The following is a 16,891-nucleotide window of genomic DNA, read 5'->3' as shown; positions in this document are numbered from 1 at the left end:
TTCCAGGATTGCCACACATCGCAACCGGCCCCCACCGTACGGTAGTGGCGGGCGGCACAGATCTTTTGCGGAGCCGTGGGGAGAGAGGGCCTGGGCCATGGACCATGGCAGCGAGCGGGACACACCTCCCAGCCTCGGTGCTGGGGACGGCGCGGCAGGCCGCATCCCCCTGGCCGTGGTCGTCGTCGACCGCGAAGGCCAGGTCTCCCACTGGAGCACCGGCGCCCGGCGGCTCTTCGGCGCCGCCAGGGAGGAGGCCGTCGGCCGCTCCGTGCTCGATCTGCTGCCCGTCTCCGGGGCGCTCCCCGAAGAGGACGAGATCACCCCGTACGGGGCCTACGCCGCGTACGACGGACTCGGCCCCGACCTGGAGTCCTCCCTCGACGGACGGCTGAACTTCCCGGCCGCGGGCCGCGCCCGGCTCACCGACCCCGGCCGCGACCGCGACCGCGACCGCGTCGATGTGCTCTGGTGGGCGTATCCGCTGGTCGGTCCGGGCGACGAGCGGCTGCTGGTACTCGCCGCCGACACCGAACGGCTGCGCCGGACCGGCCAGGACGAGGACATGGCCTTCGAGCGCGTCGCGCCCGGATTCGCCCTGCACACCGACTTCCCGGGCGCCGAGGAACTCGCCCGCCGGCTCCCCGAGATCCTGCCCAGCATGAGCGTCGACGAGAGCGCCCGGATCGTCGCCCAGGTCCTCGAACTCGGCTACCCGATCCTGGAGTTCAGCCAGAACGACCGGGTGCCGGTCACCCCCGACTGGGGCGTCGCCCGGCGCACCGAGCGCAAGGCCCGCCGGGAGCGCGCCGCCGCCGTGGCCGCCCAGGGGCTGCCGCTGCCCGACGAACTCGCCGAGGACGAGGGCGAGGACCTGGAGTACGTCGCCGTACGCGAGCGCCTCGAATTCCTCAACGAGGTCAGCGGGAAGATCGGCACCTCGCTCGACCTGTCCCGGACCATCGTCGAGGTCAGCAGAGCCGTCGTACCCCGCTTCACCGACGTCGCCGGCACCTACCTCCGCGAACAGGTCGTCGCCGGCGAGGGGTTCCCGGACGGGGTGCCCGACACCACCACCATGTGGCACCGGGTCGCCCTCGAACACACCGACGAACCCGGCCGCTGGGACGACGTCGTCCCGGTCGGCGAGGCCATGCCCTTTCCGGCGCACACCCCGTTCTTCCAGTGCATGACCAGCGGCGAACCGGTCCTGGTACCCCGGATCAGCGAGGAGATGGGCCACGCCATCGCCTCCCAGTTCGAGAAGCGCGACATCCGGCCGCTGATCACCGGCCGCTCGATGCTGGTCGTCCCGCTCAAGGCACGCAATGTCGTGCTCGGCTTCATGATCCTGCTGCGCCACCCCGAGCGCGAGCTCTTCAACGACATGGACCGGGTCACCGGCGCCGAACTCGCCGCCCGCGCCGGGCTCGTGCTCGACAACGCCCGCATGTACACCTTCCAGGAGAGCGTCGCCGAGACCCTCCAGGACAGCATGCTGCCGCACATCCCGCCGCGCATGGCGGGCTGCGACATCGCCACCCGCTATCTGCCCGGCACCCTGCTCGGACGGGTCGGCGGCGACTGGTTCGACTCCGTGAAACTCCCGGGCGCCCGCACCGCCCTGGTCGTCGGCGACGTCATGGGTCACGGCCTCAACTCGGCCGCGATGATGGGCCAGTTGCGCACGGCCGTCCAGACCATGGCGGCCCTGGACCTGCCGCCCGCCCAGCTCCTGCGCAACCTCGACGACCTGGCCCAGCGCCTCGGCGACGGCTATCTCGCCACCTGCCTCTACGCGGTCTACGACCCGATCGAGAGCGAACTGCACCTCGCCAACGCCGGCCACATCCCACCCGTGCTGGTGCGGGCCGTCGACGCGCGCAGCGAACTCCTCGACCTGCCCACCGGGGCGCCCATCGGCGTCGGCGGGGTCGCCTTCGAGTCGCTCAGGGTGCGCGTGGAACCCGGCGACCGCCTGGTCATGTGCACCGACGGGCTCGTCGAGATGCGCGGCGAGGACATCGGCGTCGGCCTCGCCACCCTCTGCGAGTCCGCCGCCCACCCGGCCGCCTCCATGGACGACGCCTGCGACACCATCATCCGCGCCCTCAACACCCGCGGCGGCCGCAAGGACGACGTCGCCCTGCTGATGGCCCGGCTCAACGGCATCGAGCCCGAGGACGTCGCCGAATGGCGGCTCGCCCTCGACCCGGCCGAGGTCCGCCGCGCCCGCGTCGTCGTCCGCGAACAGCTGCACGACTGGGACCTGGCCCGGCTCACCGAACCCGCCGAACTGATGGTCAGCGAACTCGTCACCAACGCCATACGGCACTCCCACAGCCGCCCGGTCCAGCTCCGGCTGATCCGCGGCGAGACCCTGCTGTGCGAGGTCGATGACGACGACCACATCCTGCCCACCCTGCTCGGCACGGACCCCGGCGCCGAGACCGGACGCGGACTGCGTGTGGTCAGCACCCTCGCCCGGGAGTGGGGCACCAGCCGTACGTCGGCCGGGAAGACGGTGTGGTTCGAACTCACCTCACGGCGCCGCTGATCACGGGAGGGGGCGCGTTCCCACGAAAGTGGGGTGAAGGAACGCGCCGGGCGCTTGTGGCCGAAACCTGCGCAGGGTAGACCGTACTGGCCCGTCACTTACGGCGGGTCATATGCGGCTGCACCCTGGGGAGTTGGACATGAGCGTGACGAGTCGATACCGGGATGCCTGGGAGGGGTTCTGGCGCGAGGCGCCGGACGAGCCGGGGGCGGTGTTCTGGGACGCCGAACCGGACGTGACCGCCGCGGTCCACGTCTCCCTCTTCGAGCCCCACCTCACCGATCCCGGCCTGCCCCTGGTCGACCTGGGCTGCGGCAACGGCACCCAGACCCGCTTCCTCGCCAACCGCTTCCCGCGCGTCCTGGGCGTCGACATCGCCGAGGCCGCCCTGGAGCACGCCCGTCACGCCGACCCCGCCGAGGCGGTCCGCTACCGGGTCCTCGACGCGGCGGAGAAGACCGAGGCCGAGGCGCTGCACGCCGAGCTCGGCGACGCCAACGTCTATATGCGGGGCGTCCTGCACCAGTGCGAGCCCGACGACCGGCAGCCGCTGACCGACGCCATAGCCACCCTGGTCGGCGCCCGCGGCCGGGTCTTCCTCGTCGAACTCTCCGAGGCCGCCCGGCCCGTCCTCGGCGGCCTCGCCCAGAGCCCGGCCGGCCCGCCGCCCAAGCTCGCCCCGATCTTCCGGCACGGCATAGCCCCCGGCGAGGTCGCCGACGACGCCGTACCGGAGTACCTGCGCAACGCCGGCCTGAGCGTCCTCGCGAGCGGCGAACTCCCCTTGACCACCACCGAGTTCACTCCGGACGGGGAACCGATCGTGCTGCCCTCCAAGTGGGTGCTGGCCGGCCGGGAGAACTGACCGGACGGGCGCCGGGGTCTGCCGGTCCCCGGTACGGCAGACCCTCGCGCCCGGCCCGCCGCACGGGTCCAAACCGTCACCTGGACGGTCGCAGACCCGCCTGTCGCACCATGGCCGCCCCGGCCCGCGACGCGTAACGTGGCGGACCATGAAGATCCTCATCAGCGCCGACATGGAGGGCGCCACCGGGGTGACCTGGCCCGGCGACGTACTGCCCGGGACACCGCAGTGGGAGCGGTGCCGGCCGATGTTCACCTCCGACGTCAACGCCGCCGTCCTCGGCTTCTTCGACGGCGGCGCCGACGAGGTCCTCATCAACGAGGCCCACTGGAGCATGCGCAACCTGCTCCTTGAGCAGCTCGACGAACGCGCCGAGATGATCACCGGCCGCCACAAGACCCTCTCCATGGTCGAGGGCGTGCAGCACGGCGACATCGACGGCATCGCGTTCATCGGCTACCACACCGGCGCCGGCATGGAGGGCGTCCTCGCCCACACCTACCTCCCCAACTCCGTCACCGGCGTCTGGCTCAACGACGTCCGCGCCAGCGAGGGCCTGCTCAACGCGCATGTCGTCGCCGAGTACGGCGTCCCCGTCGTCCTGTTCACCGGCGACGACCTGGCCTGCGAGGACGCCCTCGGCTACGCGCCCGAGGCCCTCAAGGTCGCCGTCAAGGACCATGTGTCGAGGTACGCGGCGGTGTGCCGGACACCCGCACGGACCGCCGGCGACATCCGCGCCGCCGCCAAGGACGCGGCCCGGCTCGCGGTACGGCACGAGCCCGTGAGCGGCGGGCCGTTCACCGTCGCCCTGGAGTTCGACGCCGAGCACCTCGCCCTCTCCGCCACCGTCGTCCCCGGCGTCGAGCGGACCGGCGAGCGCAAGGTCGCGTACACCAGCGCGACCATGTACGAAGGCATCCGCACCTTCAAGGCGGTCACCACGATCGTCTCGGCCGCGGTGGAGGAGCAGTATGGCTGACGAGCAGGCACTCGACGAGGTCGTCCGGTTCACGTCCGACCTGATCCGGATCGACACCAGCAACTTCGGCGACGGCGCCTGCCGGGAGCGGCCCGCCGCCGAGTACGCGGCCGGGCAGCTGGCCGGGGCGGGCCTGGAACCGGTCCTGCTGGAGCGCACCGAGGGCCGCACCAACGTCGTCGCGCGGATCGCCGGCACCGATCCGGGCGCGGACGCGCTGCTGGTCCACGGCCATCTCGACGTGGTGCCCGCGCAGGCCGCCGACTGGAGCGTCGACCCCTTCTCGGGGGAGGTCCGCGACGGGGTGGTGTGGGGCCGGGGCGCCGTCGACATGAAGAACATGGACGCGATGATCCTGGCCGTGGTGCGGTCCTGGGCCCGGGAGGGGGTCCGGCCGCGCCGGGACGTCGTCGTCGCGTTCACCGCCGACGAGGAGGCCAGCGCCGTCGACGGCTCCGGCTTCCTCGCCGACCACCACCCCGAGCTGTTCGAGGGCTGCACCGAGGGCGTCAGCGAGTCCGGTGCCTTCACCTTCCACGACGGCACCGGGCGCCGGCTGTACCCCATCGCCGCCGGGGAACGCGGCACCGGCTGGGTCAAGCTGACCGCGCGCGGCCGGGCCGGACACGGCTCGAAGGTCAACAAGGAGAACGCGGTCACCCGCCTCGCCGCCGCCGTCACCCGCATCGGCGAGCACGAGTGGCCCCTCCGCCTCACCCCGACCGTCCGGGCGGCCCTCACCGAACTCGCCGCGCTCTACGGCATCGAGGCCAGGCTGGACCAGGCCGACGTGCTCTTGGAGAAGCTCGGCCCGGCCGCCAAGCTGGTCGAGGCCACCGTCCGCAACAGCGCCAACCCGAGCATGCTGAACGCCGGTTACAAGGTCAACGTCATCCCCGGCGAGGCCGTCGCCTTCGTCGACGGGCGCTTTCTCCCCGGCACCGAGGACGAGTTCCGCGCCACCCTGGACCAGCTCACCGGCCCCGACGTCGACTGGGAGTTCCACCACCACGGGGTCGCCCTGGAGGCACCGCTGGACACCCCGACGTACGCCCGGATGCGCGCCGCCGTCGAGGAGTTCGCCCCCGAGGGGCAGGTGGTGCCGTACTGCATGTCCGGCGGCACCGACGCCAAGCAGTTCTCCCGGCTCGGCATCACCGGCTACGGCTTCGCCCCGCTGAAGCTGCCCGAGGGCCTGGACTACCAGGCGCTCTTCCACGGCGTCGACGAACGCGTCCCCGTCGAGGCCCTGCACTTCGGGGTCCGGGTCCTCGACCGCTTCCTGCGCACGGCCTAGGAGACCCGGTGGAGACGAAGCCGTACGGCTCCTGGCCCTCGCCCGTCGACGCGGCCCTGGCCGCCGCCCACGACGGCCACCCGGAGTGGGTGGGCTTCGTCGGCGACGAGACCTGGTGGACCGAACCCCGCCCGGCGGAGGGCGGCCGCCGGACCCTGGTGCGCGGGACCACCGGCGCGTCCGCGCTGCCCGCGCCGTGGAACGTCCGCAGCCGGGTCATCGAGTACGGCGGACACCCCTGGGCCGGTGCCGTGCGCGCCGACGGACGGCGGCTCCTCGTCTTCGTCCACTTCGACGACCAGCGGCTGTACGCGTACGAGCCCGGCGGCGAGCCCCGCCCGCTCACCCCGCCCGGACCACGCTGGGCCCAGCCGCAGTTGCCGCCCGACCGGGACGAAGTCTGGTGCGTGCTGGAGGAGTTCACCGGCGACGGCCCCGACGAGGTGCGCCGGGTGCTCGCCGCCGTACCGCTGGACGGGTCGGCCGCCGGGGACCGGGCCGCCGTACGCGAACTCACCGACGACCGGCACCGGTTCGTGACCGGACCCCGGATCTCGCACGACGGCCGCCGGGCCGCCTGGCTGGCCTGGGACCACCCCCGGATGCCGTGGGACGGCACGGAGCTGCTCGTCGGCGAGGTGGGCGAGGACGGCGTCCTGCACGCGGTCCGTACGGTGGCGGGCGGCCCGCAGGAGGCCGTCGCCCAGGTGGAGTGGTCGGCCGACGACCGGCTGCTGTACGCGAGCGACCGCAGCGGCTGGTGGAACCTCTACCGGGACGGCACCCCGCTCTGCCCGCGCGAGGAGGAGTTCGCCGGGCCGCTCTGGAAGCTCGGCCAGCGCTGGTTCGCCCCGCTGGACAACGGGCTGATCGCCGTCGTCCACGGCCGTGGCCCGACCGCGCTCGGGATACTGGACCCGGAATCCGGCGAGGTCGCCGACGCCGCCGGGCCGTGGACCGAGTTCGCGCCCACCCTCGCGGTGCACGGCAGCCGCGTCCTCGCGGTCGGCGCGAGCCCGCGCACCGCCTACGAGGTGATCGAACTCGACACCGCGAGCGGCCGCGCCCGGGTCGTCGGCGCCCCGCACCAGGACGCGGTCGACCCCGCCCACTACCCCGAACCGCAGGTCCGCACCTTCGCCGGACCCGGCGGCCGCGAGGTGCACGCACACGTCTACCCGCCCCACCACCCGGGCCACACCGCGCCCGCCGGCGAGCTGCCCCCGTACGTCGTCTGGGCGCACGGCGGCCCCACCAGCCGGGTGCCCCTCGTCCTCGACCTGGCGATCGCCTACTTCACCTCCCGGGGCATCGGGGTCGCCGAGGTCAACTACGGCGGCTCGACCGGGTACGGACGGGAGTACCGGAACCGGCTGCGCGGGCAGTGGGGCGTGGTCGACGTCGAGGACTGCGCGGCCGTCGCGCTCGCCCTCGCCGCCGAGGGCACCGCCGACCGGGCCCGGCTCGCGATCCGGGGCGGCAGCGCCGGCGGCTGGACCGCCGCCGCCTCCCTGACCGGCACCGACGTCTACGCCTGCGGCACCATCGCCTACCCCGTCCTGGACCTGTCCACCTGGGGTCCGGGGGAGACCCACGACTTCGAGTCCCGCTACCTGGAATCCCTGATCGGGCCGCACGCCGAGGTGCCCGAGCGCTACACCGAGCGGTCGCCCGTCGCGCACGCCGACCGGCTCACCGTGCCCTTCCTGCTGCTCCAGGGCCTGGACGACGTGATCTGCCCGCCCGCGCAGTGCGAACGCCTCCTCGCCCGGCTCGACGGACGGCGCGTGCCGCACGCGTACCTGACCTTCGAGGGCGAGGGCCACGGCTTCCGCCGGGCCGAGACCCTGGTGCGCGCGCTGGAGGCCGAGCTCGCCCTGTACGCTCAGGCGTTCGGGCTGGACGTGCCCGGGATCCCCGAGCTGGAGCTGGTGAAGTGACCGAACCGACACGGCCGGCGCGGCTCGCGGCCGGAGCGCGGGTCGCCGTGGTGGCACCCAGCGGGCCGGTGGTGGAGGAACGGCTCCAGGCGGGCCTGGACATCCTGCGCGGCTGGGACCTCGACCCGGTGGTGGCACCCCATGTGCTCGCCAGGGACGGGCGGCTCGGGTACCTCGCGGGCTCCGACGCCGACCGTGCCGCCGACCTCCAGCGGGCCTGGTGCGACCCGTCGGTCTCCGCCGTGCTCTGCGCCCGCGGCGGCTACGGCGCCCAGCGCCTGGTCGACCTGCTCGACTGGGAGGCCATGCGGGCGGCCGGGCCGAAGGTGTTCGTCGGCTTCAGCGACGCCACCGTGCTGCACGAGGCGTTCGCGACCCGGCTCGGGCTCGCCACCCTGTACGGACCGGTGGCCGCGGGCGCCGACTTCGTCAAGAGCGCCGAGGCGCAGGAGCACCTGCGGGCCACCCTGTTCGCCCCGGAGACGGTCCGCACGATCACCGGCCGGGGCACGGCCCTGGTGCCCGGCCGGGCCCGGGGCGTCACCGTCGGCGGCTGCCTGCGGCTGCTCGCCACCGGCCTCGGCACCCCGCACACCCACCCCGGCGCCCGCGGCGGACTGCTCCTCCTGGAGGACGTCGGCGAGCAGCCGTACAGCCTCGACCGCAGCATCACGCAGCTGCTGCGGTCCGGCCGGCTGGACGGCGTCGCCGGGATCCTGCTCGGCTCCTGGGACCGGTGCGGGCCGTACGAGGACGTACGGGCGATGCTCGCCGACCGGCTCGGCGGCCTGGGTGTGCCGGTGCTGGAGGAGTTCGGTTTCGGCCACTGCGAGGCCGCCCTGACCATGCCGCTGGGTGTACCGGCGGAGCTGGACGCGGACGCGGGCACGCTGACCCTGCTGGAGCCGGCGCTGCGCTGAGGCCGCCGATGACGGGTCGCTCGCCGTGCGGGGCGGGGGCCCCGGGCGCACTCTGGTCGTATGAGCCCGAAGACCTCGGAGAGCCGGGAGCGGACCGGTGGGCGGCGCGGGGTGCTGATGACCCCCGGCCGGATCGCGGTGCTCGTGCTGGGGATCCTCGGCCTCGTCTTCATCTTCGGGAACACCCGGGCGACCCGGATCCGGCTGCTGGTCCCCGTGGTCACCACACCCCTGTGGATCGCGCTGCTCGCCACCGGTCTCATCGGCGCCCTGTGCGGCTCCTATTTCACGCGCCGCCGCCGGTGACCCGGCGTTAGGGTGGCCGGATGCCGCACATCGCCTCCCGCTACCTCGCCGAGGGCCCCCGTGTGGGCATCCGCCCCTACACCTACGAGGACGGGGCCGAGTTCATCGCCCGGGCCAGGGAGAGCAAGGACCTGCACCAGCCGTGGCTGTTCCCGCCCACCACGGACGCGGCCTACGCCGGCTACGCGGGACGGCTGATCGAGGACCGCAGCAAGGCCGGGTTCCTGGTGTGCGAGAAGGACGCCGGCGAACACGGGGGTGCCCTCGCCGGGTTCATCAACATCAACAACATCGTCGAGGGCGGCTTCCAGTGCGGTGCCCTCGGCTACGGCGTCTTCGCGCACGCGGCCGGGCGCGGGCTGATGCGGGAGGCGATGGGGCTGGTCGTCGGCCACGCCTTCGGCCCGATGCGGCTGCACCGGCTGGAGATCAACGTCCAGCCCGGCAACACCGCGTCCATCGCGCTCGCGCGCGGCGCCGGGTTCCGGCTGGAGGGCTTCTCGCCCGACATGATCTACATCGACGGCGCCTGGCGGGACCACGAACGGTGGGCGATCACCGCGGAGATGCGCGCCGCCGACTGACCTTTGCGCAATCCTGACCGGCAGCGCCCCTGGCCGACTCACCCCGCTGCGGGTTCCATGGTGATCGTGACGAGGATCCGACGTGAGGTACTGACCCTGCCCGCGGCGGAGTTGGGCCCGGACAACCCGCTGCCCCCGCTCCGCCCCCTCGAAGAACTCCACCGGGTCGACGACCGCGACCGGGAGGACCTGCCACCGGACACCGCCCGGCAGATCGGCTACGAACCGCTGCGCAGCCTCCTGCCGGTACGCATCCGTGACGGCTACGGCAGAACCCGGGCACCCCGGGCCCTCGACGCCCTCGTCATCGAGAACGACCGGCTGCGCGCCACCGTCCTGCCCGGCCTCGGCGGCCGGGTCGCCTCCCTCGTCCACCTGCCCACCGGCCGCGAACTCCTCTACCGCAACCCGGTGTTCCAGCCCGCCGACCTCGCCCTCAACGGCGCCTGGTACGCAGGCGGCATCGAATGGAACATCGGCGCCACCGGGCACACCGCCCTCTCCTGCGCCCCGCTGCACGCGGCCCGCGTCCCCGCCCCCGACGGCGGAGAGATGCTCCGCCTCTGGGAGTGGGAGCGACTGCGCGACCTGCCCTTCCAGGTCGACCTCTGGCTCCCGGAGGGCTCCGACTTCCTCTACGCCGGCGTCCGCGTCCGCAACCCGCACGAACACCCGGTACCGGCCTACTGGTGGTCCAACACGGCCGTACCGGAGGACCGCCGGGTCGTGGTCCCGGCCACGCAGGCCTGGGAGTTCGGGCCCGAGCGACGGCTGCGGAGGGCGCCCGTTCCGTCGTACGACACCCAACCCCCCTACGCCACCGACTGGTTCTACGACATCCCGGACGGCCGGCGCCGCTGGATCGCCGCGCTGGACACCGACGGGCACGGGCTGGTGCAGACCTCGACCGGTGAACTGCGCGGCCGCAAGCAGTTCGTGTGGGGCTCGGGTCCCGGTGGCCGGCGCTGGCAGGAGTGGCTCACCGCACCCGGCAGCGGCGGCTACCGCGAGATCCAGGCCGGTCTCGCCCGCACCCAGCTGGAGCACGTCCGTATCGAGGCGGAGAGCGAGGTGTCCTGGCTGGAGGCGTACGGGCCGCTGGCGGCGGCGCCGGAGCGGGTCGAGGAGGAGCTGGAACTCGCCCTGCCCCGGGCCGGGTTCGAGGCCGCCCGGGCCGCCTGGCAGCCGTACGCCGACACCGAACCCGGCGAGATCCTCGCCACCGGATCCGGCTGGGGCGCGCTCGAAGTGCTGCGCGGCGACTGGAAGTTGCCCGGCACCCCGTTCGCCGGGTCGACCCTGGGCGAGGAGCAGGCGCCCTGGGCGGAGCTGCTGCGCACCGGCACCCTGCCCGAGCCCCGCCGGGTCCGGCCGCCCGGCCCGACCCTGGTCGCCCCGCACTGGCGGGACATGCTGGAGACGGCCCCCGCCACCCCGCACACCGAGTACCACCTCGGCATCGCCCAGTGGCACGCCGGCGACCGGGCCCAGGCCGTCCGCAGCTGGGAGCGCGCCCTCCCGCTCGCTCCGTCCCTGTGGCCGCTGCTGCGCTGTCTCGCCGTCGCCGACCAGGAGTACGGGCACCACGAGCGGGCCGCCGAACGGTACGCCGACGCCTTCGACGACCTGTGCCGGGAGCGCCGCGACGACGGTGAGGCCTGGACGGCGGCCTGCGCGGCGCTCGGCCGTGAGGCCCTCGAAGCGCTGCTGCGGGTACGGCGGGTCGCGGACGCCCGCGTGGTGTGGGAGGCGCTGCTGCCCGCGACCCGGGAGCGGGGCCGCTTCCGGCTCCTGGAGGCCGAGTTGCTGCTCGCGGAAGGGCGGCGGGCCGAGGCCGCGGCGGTGTTCGAGGCCGGGTTCGAGGTCGCCGACCTGCGGGAGGGGACCGATCCGGTCGGCCGGGTGTGGCAGCGGCTCGGTGACGAGCCGCTGCCCGGTCGCTACGACTTCCGGATGCGGCCGCGGACCCCCTGATCAGTCGTGGTTCTGGTCGACGTACTCGAAGATCGAGCCGTCCGGGTGCATCGCGAGCAGGGTGCGGCCGACGGGGGTGGGCACCGGACCCAGGAGGATCCGGGCGCCGAGCCCGTCGAGCAGGCGGTGGGCCTCCTCCACGTCCTTCACCGCGATCGTCGCGGCCACCTTGCGCAGCACCTCCAGCTCCGCCTCCGGGCCGCTCATCACCAGGAAGGAGCCGACCGCGGCGACCTGGACCCCGCCCCGTTCGAAACGGAGGGCTCTGCCGCCGGTGAGGCGTTCGTAGAACGGGATCGCGGTCTCGATGTCGTCGACGCAGATGCGCAGGGAGGCGCCCAGAATCTCCATGCGACGAGCCTAGTTGGGGCGGCCCGGGGGAGCGCCGTTTTCGTTGCGGTCGTTGTTCCGGCGGGCGGTGTTTGAAGGGGCCGCCTACGGTTACCTGGGAGGGCCCTGGACCTCGTCGTGTTTCCGGAGGCGTGCTGTGAGTCGTCGACCCCGGATTGTGATCGTCGGCGCCGGGTTCGCCGGGTATCGGGCGGCGCGGACGCTTGGACGGCTTGCTCGGGAGCGGGCCGAGATCGTCGTGCTCAACCCGACCGACTACTTTCTGTATCTGCCGCTGCTGCCGCAGGTGGCCGCAGGGATCCTGGAGCCCCGGCGGATCGCCGTGCCGCTCTCCGGTCAGCTGCGCGGGGTGCGGGTGGTGCTCGGGGAGGCGGATCGGGTCGATCTCGACCGGCAGGCGGTGCACTACACGGACCCCGAGGGGGCCGGTGGCAGTCTGGGCTACGAGCGGCTGGTGCTGTCCGTCGGGAGTGTCAACAAACTGTTGCCGGTTCCCGGGGTCGCGGAGCACGCGCACGGCTTCCGGGGGCTGCCCGAGGCGCTGTATCTGCGGGACCACGTGATCCGGCAGATCGAGCTGGCCGCCGTCGCCGCTGATCCGGGGCTCGCCGCCGCGCGGTGCACCTTCGTGGTGGTCGGTGCCGGGTACACCGGGACCGAGGTCGCCGCCCAGCTGCGGATGCTCACCGTCGACCTGGCCCGCCGGATCCGGCTGCCGCACGGAGTGCGGCCGCGCTGGCTGCTGCTGGACACGGCGCCCCGGGTGCTGCCGGGGATGGACGAGAGGCTGTCCCGGACGGCCGACCGGGTGCTGCGCCGACGGGGCGTGGAGGTGCGGACGGGGACCTCCGTGAAGGAGGCCACCCGGGACGGGGTGCTGCTCTCCGACGGGGAGTTCGTCGCGTCCCGGACCCTGGTGTGGTGTGTGGGGGTGCGGCCCGATCCGCTGGTGGAGGGGACCGGGCGGCCGCTGGAACAGGGGCGGCTGATCGTCGATCCGTACCTCCAGGTGCCCGGCTGCCCCGAGGTGTTCGCCTGCGGGGACGCGGCCGCCGTCCCCGACCTGACGCGTCCCGGGGCGTTCACGCCGATGACCGCCCAGCACGCCTGGCGGCAGGGGCGGGTGGCCGCGGAGAACGTGGCCGCCTCGCTCGGCGTCGGACGGCACCGGCGCCCCTACCGCCATCGTGACCTGGGGTTCGTCGTCGACCTCGGGGGCGTCCAGGCCGCCGCCGACCCGCTCGGGGTACCGCTGTCCGGGCTGCCCGCCGGGCTGGTGACCCGCGGCTACCACCTGGCGGCGATGCCCTCGGGCCGGGTCCGGGTCGCCGCCGACTGGCTGCTGGACGCCGTGCTGCCGCGCCAGGGCGTCCAGCTGGGCCTCGTACGGTCCTGGTCGGTGCCCCTGGACACGGCCTCGCCCGAGCTGCCCGCGGCCCCCCGATCCGTCACCGACACTCCCTCGGAAGGAGCCTCATGAACACCGCCGAACTCGTCGAACTCGCCCAGCAGTTGCGCGTGGACAGCGTGCGGGCGGCCGCCGCGGCCGAGTCCGGGCATCCGACCTCGTCGATGTCGGCCGCCGACCTGATGGCGGTGCTGTTCGCCCACCATCTGCGCTACGACTTCGACCGTCCCGCCCACCCCGGCAACGACCGCCTCATCCTCTCCAAGGGCCATGCCTCGCCGCTGCTGTACGCCGCGTACAAGGCGGTCGGTGCCCTGGAGGACGCCGAACTGCTCACCTTCCGCAAGCTCGGCAGCCACCTGGAGGGGCACCCGACCCCGCGCCGGCTGCCGTGGGTGGAGACCGCCACCGGCTCGCTCGGCCAGGGACTGCCCGTCGGCGTCGGCGTCGCGCTGTCCGGGAAACGGCTGGAGCACGGCCGCTACCGGGTCTGGGTGCTGTGCGGGGACAGCGAGCTGGCGGAGGGCTCCGTGTGGGAGGCCGCCGAGCACGCCGGGTACGAGCACCTCGACAACCTCACCGCGATCGTGGACGTCAACCGGCTCGGCCAGCGCGGCCCCACCCGGCACGGCCACGACCTCGACGCCTACGCCCGCCGCTTCCAGGCCTTCGGCTGGCACACCGTGCGGATCGACGGCCATGACGTGGACGCCGTCGACCGGGCCTACGGCGAGGCCGTGGCCACCGCGGGACAGCCCACCGTGATCCTCGCCCGCACCCGCAAGGGCCGGGGCGTCGCCGCCGTCGAGGACCGCGAGGGCATGCACGGCAAGCCGCTGCCGAACCCGCAGGAGGCCATCGCCGAACTGGGCGGCCCGCGGGACCTCAAGGTCCATGTGAAGGAGCCGCCGGCCGCCCGCGCGCTGCACTCCGTGCCCACCGGCCCGCTCGAACTGCCCCGCTACGACAGGGGGGACAAGGTCGCCACCCGCGACGCCTTCGGCAAGGCGCTGGTCGCGCTCGGCCACGCCCGCGCCGACGTGCTCGCGCTGGACGGCGAGGTCGGCGACTCCACCCGTACCGAGCTCTTCGGGAAGGAACACCCCGACCGCTACTTCGAGTTCTACATCGCCGAACAGCAACTCGTCGCCGCCGCAGTCGGCCTGGCCACCCGCGGCTGGGTGCCGTACGCGGCCACCTTCGCCGCCTTCCTCACCCGGGCCCACGACTTCGTGCGCATGGCCTCGATCAGCGGCAGCGGCATCAACCTGGTCGGCTCGCACGCGGGCGTGGCCATCGGACAGGACGGGCCCTCCCAGATGGGCCTGGAGGACCTCGCGATGTTCCGCTCGCTGTACGGCTCGACCGTGCTGTACCCGTGCGACGCCAACCAGACCGCCCGGCTCGTCGCGACCATGGCGGGGCTCGACGGCATCCGCTATCTGCGCACCTCGCGCGGGGCGGGCCCGGTGATCTACGGCGCGGACGAGGAGTTCCCGGTCGGCGGCAGCAAGGTGCTGCGTGCCTCCGAGGAGGACCGGCTGACCGTGGTCGCCGCGGGGGTCACCCTGCACGAGGCGCTGAAGGCCGCCGACGTGCTCGCCGAGGAGGGCATCCCGGTCCGGGTCGTCGACCTGTACTCCGTCAAGCCCGTCGACCGGCAGACCCTGCGCCGCGCCGCCGAGGAGACCGGCTGTCTGCTCACCGTCGAGGACCACCACGAGGAGGGCGGGCTCGGCGACGCGGTCGCGGAGGCGTTCGCCGACGGCAGGCCGGTACCGCGCCTGGTCCGGCTCGCCGTACGGACCATGCCGGGCTCGGCCGCGCCCGACCAGCAGCTGCACGCCGCCGGCATCGACGCCGATGCGATCGCGGCGGCCGGACGGCTGCTGGTCGAGGAGGCGATCGTGCGCTGACGGGCGACGTGACCTGAAGGAGGAGCGATGACCGCACAGGGCGGACTCCGGTACGTGTACGCCGTCTGCCGCCCCTTCGCGGCGGCCCTCCAGGCCCAGTGCACCGGCGTGGCCGGCACCCCGCCGGGCCTGCTCAGGCACCACGGCCTGGTCGCCGTCGTGAGTACGGTCCCGGAGCGGGACTTCGCCGCGGAGCCGCTGCGCGCACGGCTGGCGGACCCGGACTGGCTGGCCGCGACCACCCGCGCCCACCAGGGGGTGGTCGACGCGCTCACCACGGTCACCACGCCCCTGCCGCTGGGGCTCGCCACGGTCTTCCGGGACGACAGTGCCGTACGGGTCATGATGGAGGCCCGCGAGGCCGAGTTCCTGCGCACCCTCGACCGCCTCGACGGACGGGTCGAGTGGGGCGTGGCCCTGTACGCCGACCCGCCCGATAACCCGCCCGGGAACGCGCCCCGGCCCGCCGAGGAATTCGCCCGCATTCTGCACGAGCGGCTTTCCCGACGGGCCGAGGATTCCCGGCTGCACCGTCCGCATGAGGCGCCGTATTCCGGTACTACCGGGCGGAACCTGCTCGACGCGGCGTATCTGGTGCCGCGTGCGGATTCCGAGGAATTCGTGGAGCTGGTCGACCGAGCGAAGGGCGAGAGACAGGGAATTCGCGTGGAACTCACCGGACCCTGGGCGGCCTACTCGTTCACGGAACCGGGCGAGCCGGACTGACCGGCCCGGAGCGGCGCAGGTCGCCTCACCACCGGTACCAGCGGCCCCGGCCGCCCGCGCTGGTCGTACCGCGCGCCAGGAATCCGAGGAGCCACAGCACCAGTACGGCGAGCGCGAGCCACCAGAGTACGTTCACCGCGAATCCGGCACCGAAGAGAATCACGACCAGAAGCAGGACGAGAAGAATGGCAACCATAATGTGAACCTCCTGCGGATCGGGTTTCCCGAAATCCGCGGATCAGGCTCACTTACGGCAGAGAATCTCTCCGTGCAGGACGGCGAACCAGCCGTCCTCCCGCCCCGCCCACTCCCGCCAGGCCGCCGAGATCTCCGCCAGCTGCCCGGTGGTCGCGTGGCCGCCCTCCGTGGCCAGCCCGGCGTAGGAGGAGGCGACCGTGCGGTCCGCCCACAGCCCGCCCCACCACGCCCGCTCCTCATCCGTGCTGTACGTCCAGGTCCCGGAGGTGGCCGTGATGTCGGTCAGCCCCGCCGCCAGCGCCCAGGACCGCAGCCGCCGCCCGGCGTCCGGCTCGCCGCCGTTGGCCCGGGCCACCCGCCGGTACAGCTCCAGCCAGTCGTCCAGACCCGGTACCGCCGGGTACCAGGTCATCGCCGCGTAGTCCGCGTCGCGTACGGCGATGAAACCGCCGGGCTTGGTGACCCGTCGCATCTCGCGCAGCGCCTGCACCGGGTCGCCCACGTGCTGCAGCACCTGGTGGGCGTGGACCACGCAGAAGGTGTCGTCCGGGTAGTCCAGCGCGTGCACGTCGGCGACCGCGAAGTCCACGTTCGTCAGGCCGCGCCCGGCGGCGGTGGCGCGGGCCTGCTCCAGGATGCCCGGCGCGTGGTCCACACCGGTGACCCGGCCCTCGGGGACCAGGGCCGCCAGGTCCGCGGTGATCGTCCCCGGGCCGCAGCCGATGTCCAGGATCCGCATGTGGGGCTTGAGCGAACCCAGCAGATAGCCGGCCGAGTTGGCGGCGGTCCGTGAGGTGTGCGAACGCAGCACCGACTCGTGGTGCCCGTGCGTGTAGACGGCGGTCTCCTGTGGCTTCGACATGGCTC

15 protein-coding genes are annotated in these 16,891 nt (G+C 73.6%); 12 read left to right on the top strand and 3 right to left on the bottom strand.

The window, feature by feature from the left end:
• Window positions 1-97: 97 nt before the first annotated feature.
• The 9 genes from ACGFZS_RS22610 (at window position 98) to ACGFZS_RS22570 (ending at window position 11,425) form a co-directional block, all read left to right on the top strand.
• Window positions 98-2,557: a SpoIIE family protein phosphatase gene (locus tag ACGFZS_RS22610; RefSeq protein ID WP_393796662.1), complete on the top strand. Its 2,460-nt coding sequence runs from the start codon at window positions 98-100 to the stop codon at window positions 2,555-2,557.
• Between the two features lie 139 nt (window positions 2,558-2,696).
• On the top strand, window positions 2,697-3,422 hold the full coding sequence (locus ACGFZS_RS22605) for a class I SAM-dependent methyltransferase (protein ID WP_393796661.1): 726 nt from the start codon (window positions 2,697-2,699) through the stop codon (window positions 3,420-3,422).
• Window positions 3,423-3,570: 148 nt separating this feature from the next.
• Window positions 3,571-4,404, top strand: coding sequence for a M55 family metallopeptidase (locus ACGFZS_RS22600; protein ID WP_393796660.1), 834 nt, complete (start codon window positions 3,571-3,573; stop codon window positions 4,402-4,404).
• On the top strand, window positions 4,397-5,701 hold the full coding sequence (locus tag ACGFZS_RS22595) for a M20/M25/M40 family metallo-hydrolase (protein ID WP_393653606.1): 1,305 nt from the start codon (window positions 4,397-4,399) through the stop codon (window positions 5,699-5,701). Before ACGFZS_RS22600 ends, ACGFZS_RS22595 begins: the two co-directional genes overlap by 8 nt.
• A gap of 8 nt (window positions 5,702-5,709) precedes the next feature.
• Complete coding sequence (locus ACGFZS_RS22590; protein ID WP_393796659.1) at window positions 5,710-7,641, top strand: LpqB family beta-propeller domain-containing protein; 1,932 nt, start codon at window positions 5,710-5,712, stop codon at window positions 7,639-7,641.
• Complete coding sequence (locus ACGFZS_RS22585; protein WP_393653602.1) at window positions 7,638-8,561, top strand: LD-carboxypeptidase; 924 nt, start codon at window positions 7,638-7,640, stop codon at window positions 8,559-8,561. Before ACGFZS_RS22590 ends, ACGFZS_RS22585 begins: the two co-directional genes overlap by 4 nt.
• A gap of 60 nt (window positions 8,562-8,621) precedes the next feature.
• Window positions 8,622-8,867: a DUF1049 domain-containing protein gene (locus tag ACGFZS_RS22580; protein WP_355719286.1), complete on the top strand. Its 246-nt coding sequence runs from the start codon at window positions 8,622-8,624 to the stop codon at window positions 8,865-8,867.
• Window positions 8,868-8,887: 20 nt separating this feature from the next.
• The gene (locus tag ACGFZS_RS22575; protein WP_393796658.1) at window positions 8,888-9,451 is read left to right on the top strand and encodes a GNAT family N-acetyltransferase; all 564 of its coding nucleotides are present in this window, start codon (window positions 8,888-8,890) and stop codon (window positions 9,449-9,451) included.
• 57 nt (window positions 9,452-9,508) lie between these two features.
• Window positions 9,509-11,425, top strand: a complete 1,917-nt coding sequence (locus ACGFZS_RS22570) for a DUF5107 domain-containing protein (RefSeq protein ID WP_393796657.1) — start codon at window positions 9,509-9,511, stop codon at window positions 11,423-11,425.
• On the opposite strand, the gene ACGFZS_RS22565 is transcribed toward ACGFZS_RS22570, so the two are convergent.
• Window positions 11,426-11,776, bottom strand: a complete 351-nt coding sequence (locus ACGFZS_RS22565; RefSeq protein WP_393653595.1) for a VOC family protein — start codon at window positions 11,774-11,776, stop codon at window positions 11,426-11,428.
• 136 nt (window positions 11,777-11,912) lie between these two features.
• On the opposite strand from ACGFZS_RS22565, the gene ACGFZS_RS22560 reads away from it, so the two are divergent.
• The 3 genes from ACGFZS_RS22560 to ACGFZS_RS22550 are packed head-to-tail and all read left to right on the top strand — an operon-like array spanning window position 11,913 to window position 15,826.
• On the top strand, window positions 11,913-13,256 hold the full coding sequence (locus ACGFZS_RS22560; protein WP_393796656.1) for an NAD(P)/FAD-dependent oxidoreductase: 1,344 nt from the start codon (window positions 11,913-11,915) through the stop codon (window positions 13,254-13,256).
• Window positions 13,253-15,100, top strand: a complete 1,848-nt coding sequence (locus ACGFZS_RS22555; protein WP_393796655.1) for a transketolase — start codon at window positions 13,253-13,255, stop codon at window positions 15,098-15,100. The genes ACGFZS_RS22560 and ACGFZS_RS22555 overlap by 4 nt, the downstream gene beginning before the upstream one ends.
• A gap of 27 nt (window positions 15,101-15,127) precedes the next feature.
• On the top strand, window positions 15,128-15,826 hold the full coding sequence (locus ACGFZS_RS22550; protein ID WP_393796654.1) for a GvpL/GvpF family gas vesicle protein: 699 nt from the start codon (window positions 15,128-15,130) through the stop codon (window positions 15,824-15,826).
• 25 nt (window positions 15,827-15,851) lie between these two features.
• Here the strand turns inward: ACGFZS_RS22550 and ACGFZS_RS22545 are convergent, their stop codons facing one another.
• Both ACGFZS_RS22545 and ACGFZS_RS22540 read right to left on the bottom strand, forming a co-directional pair.
• Entirely contained in the window at window positions 15,852-16,022 is a 171-nt protein-coding gene (locus ACGFZS_RS22545; protein ID WP_393796653.1) for a hydrophobic protein, read from the bottom strand.
• A 48-nt stretch (window positions 16,023-16,070) separates the two neighbouring features.
• Window positions 16,071-16,886 carry a class I SAM-dependent methyltransferase gene (locus ACGFZS_RS22540; RefSeq protein ID WP_393796652.1) on the bottom strand — a complete coding sequence of 272 codons (816 nt, stop codon included), beginning with the start codon at window positions 16,884-16,886 and terminating at the stop codon, window positions 16,071-16,073.
• Between the last annotated feature and the right edge of the window lie 5 nt (window positions 16,887-16,891).

It is taken from the genome of Streptomyces sp. NPDC048288, from assembly GCF_043201555.1.
Classification (GTDB): Bacteria; Actinomycetota; Actinomycetes; order Streptomycetales; family Streptomycetaceae; genus Streptomyces.
This window is presented reverse-complemented; position numbering and strand designations above follow the sequence as displayed.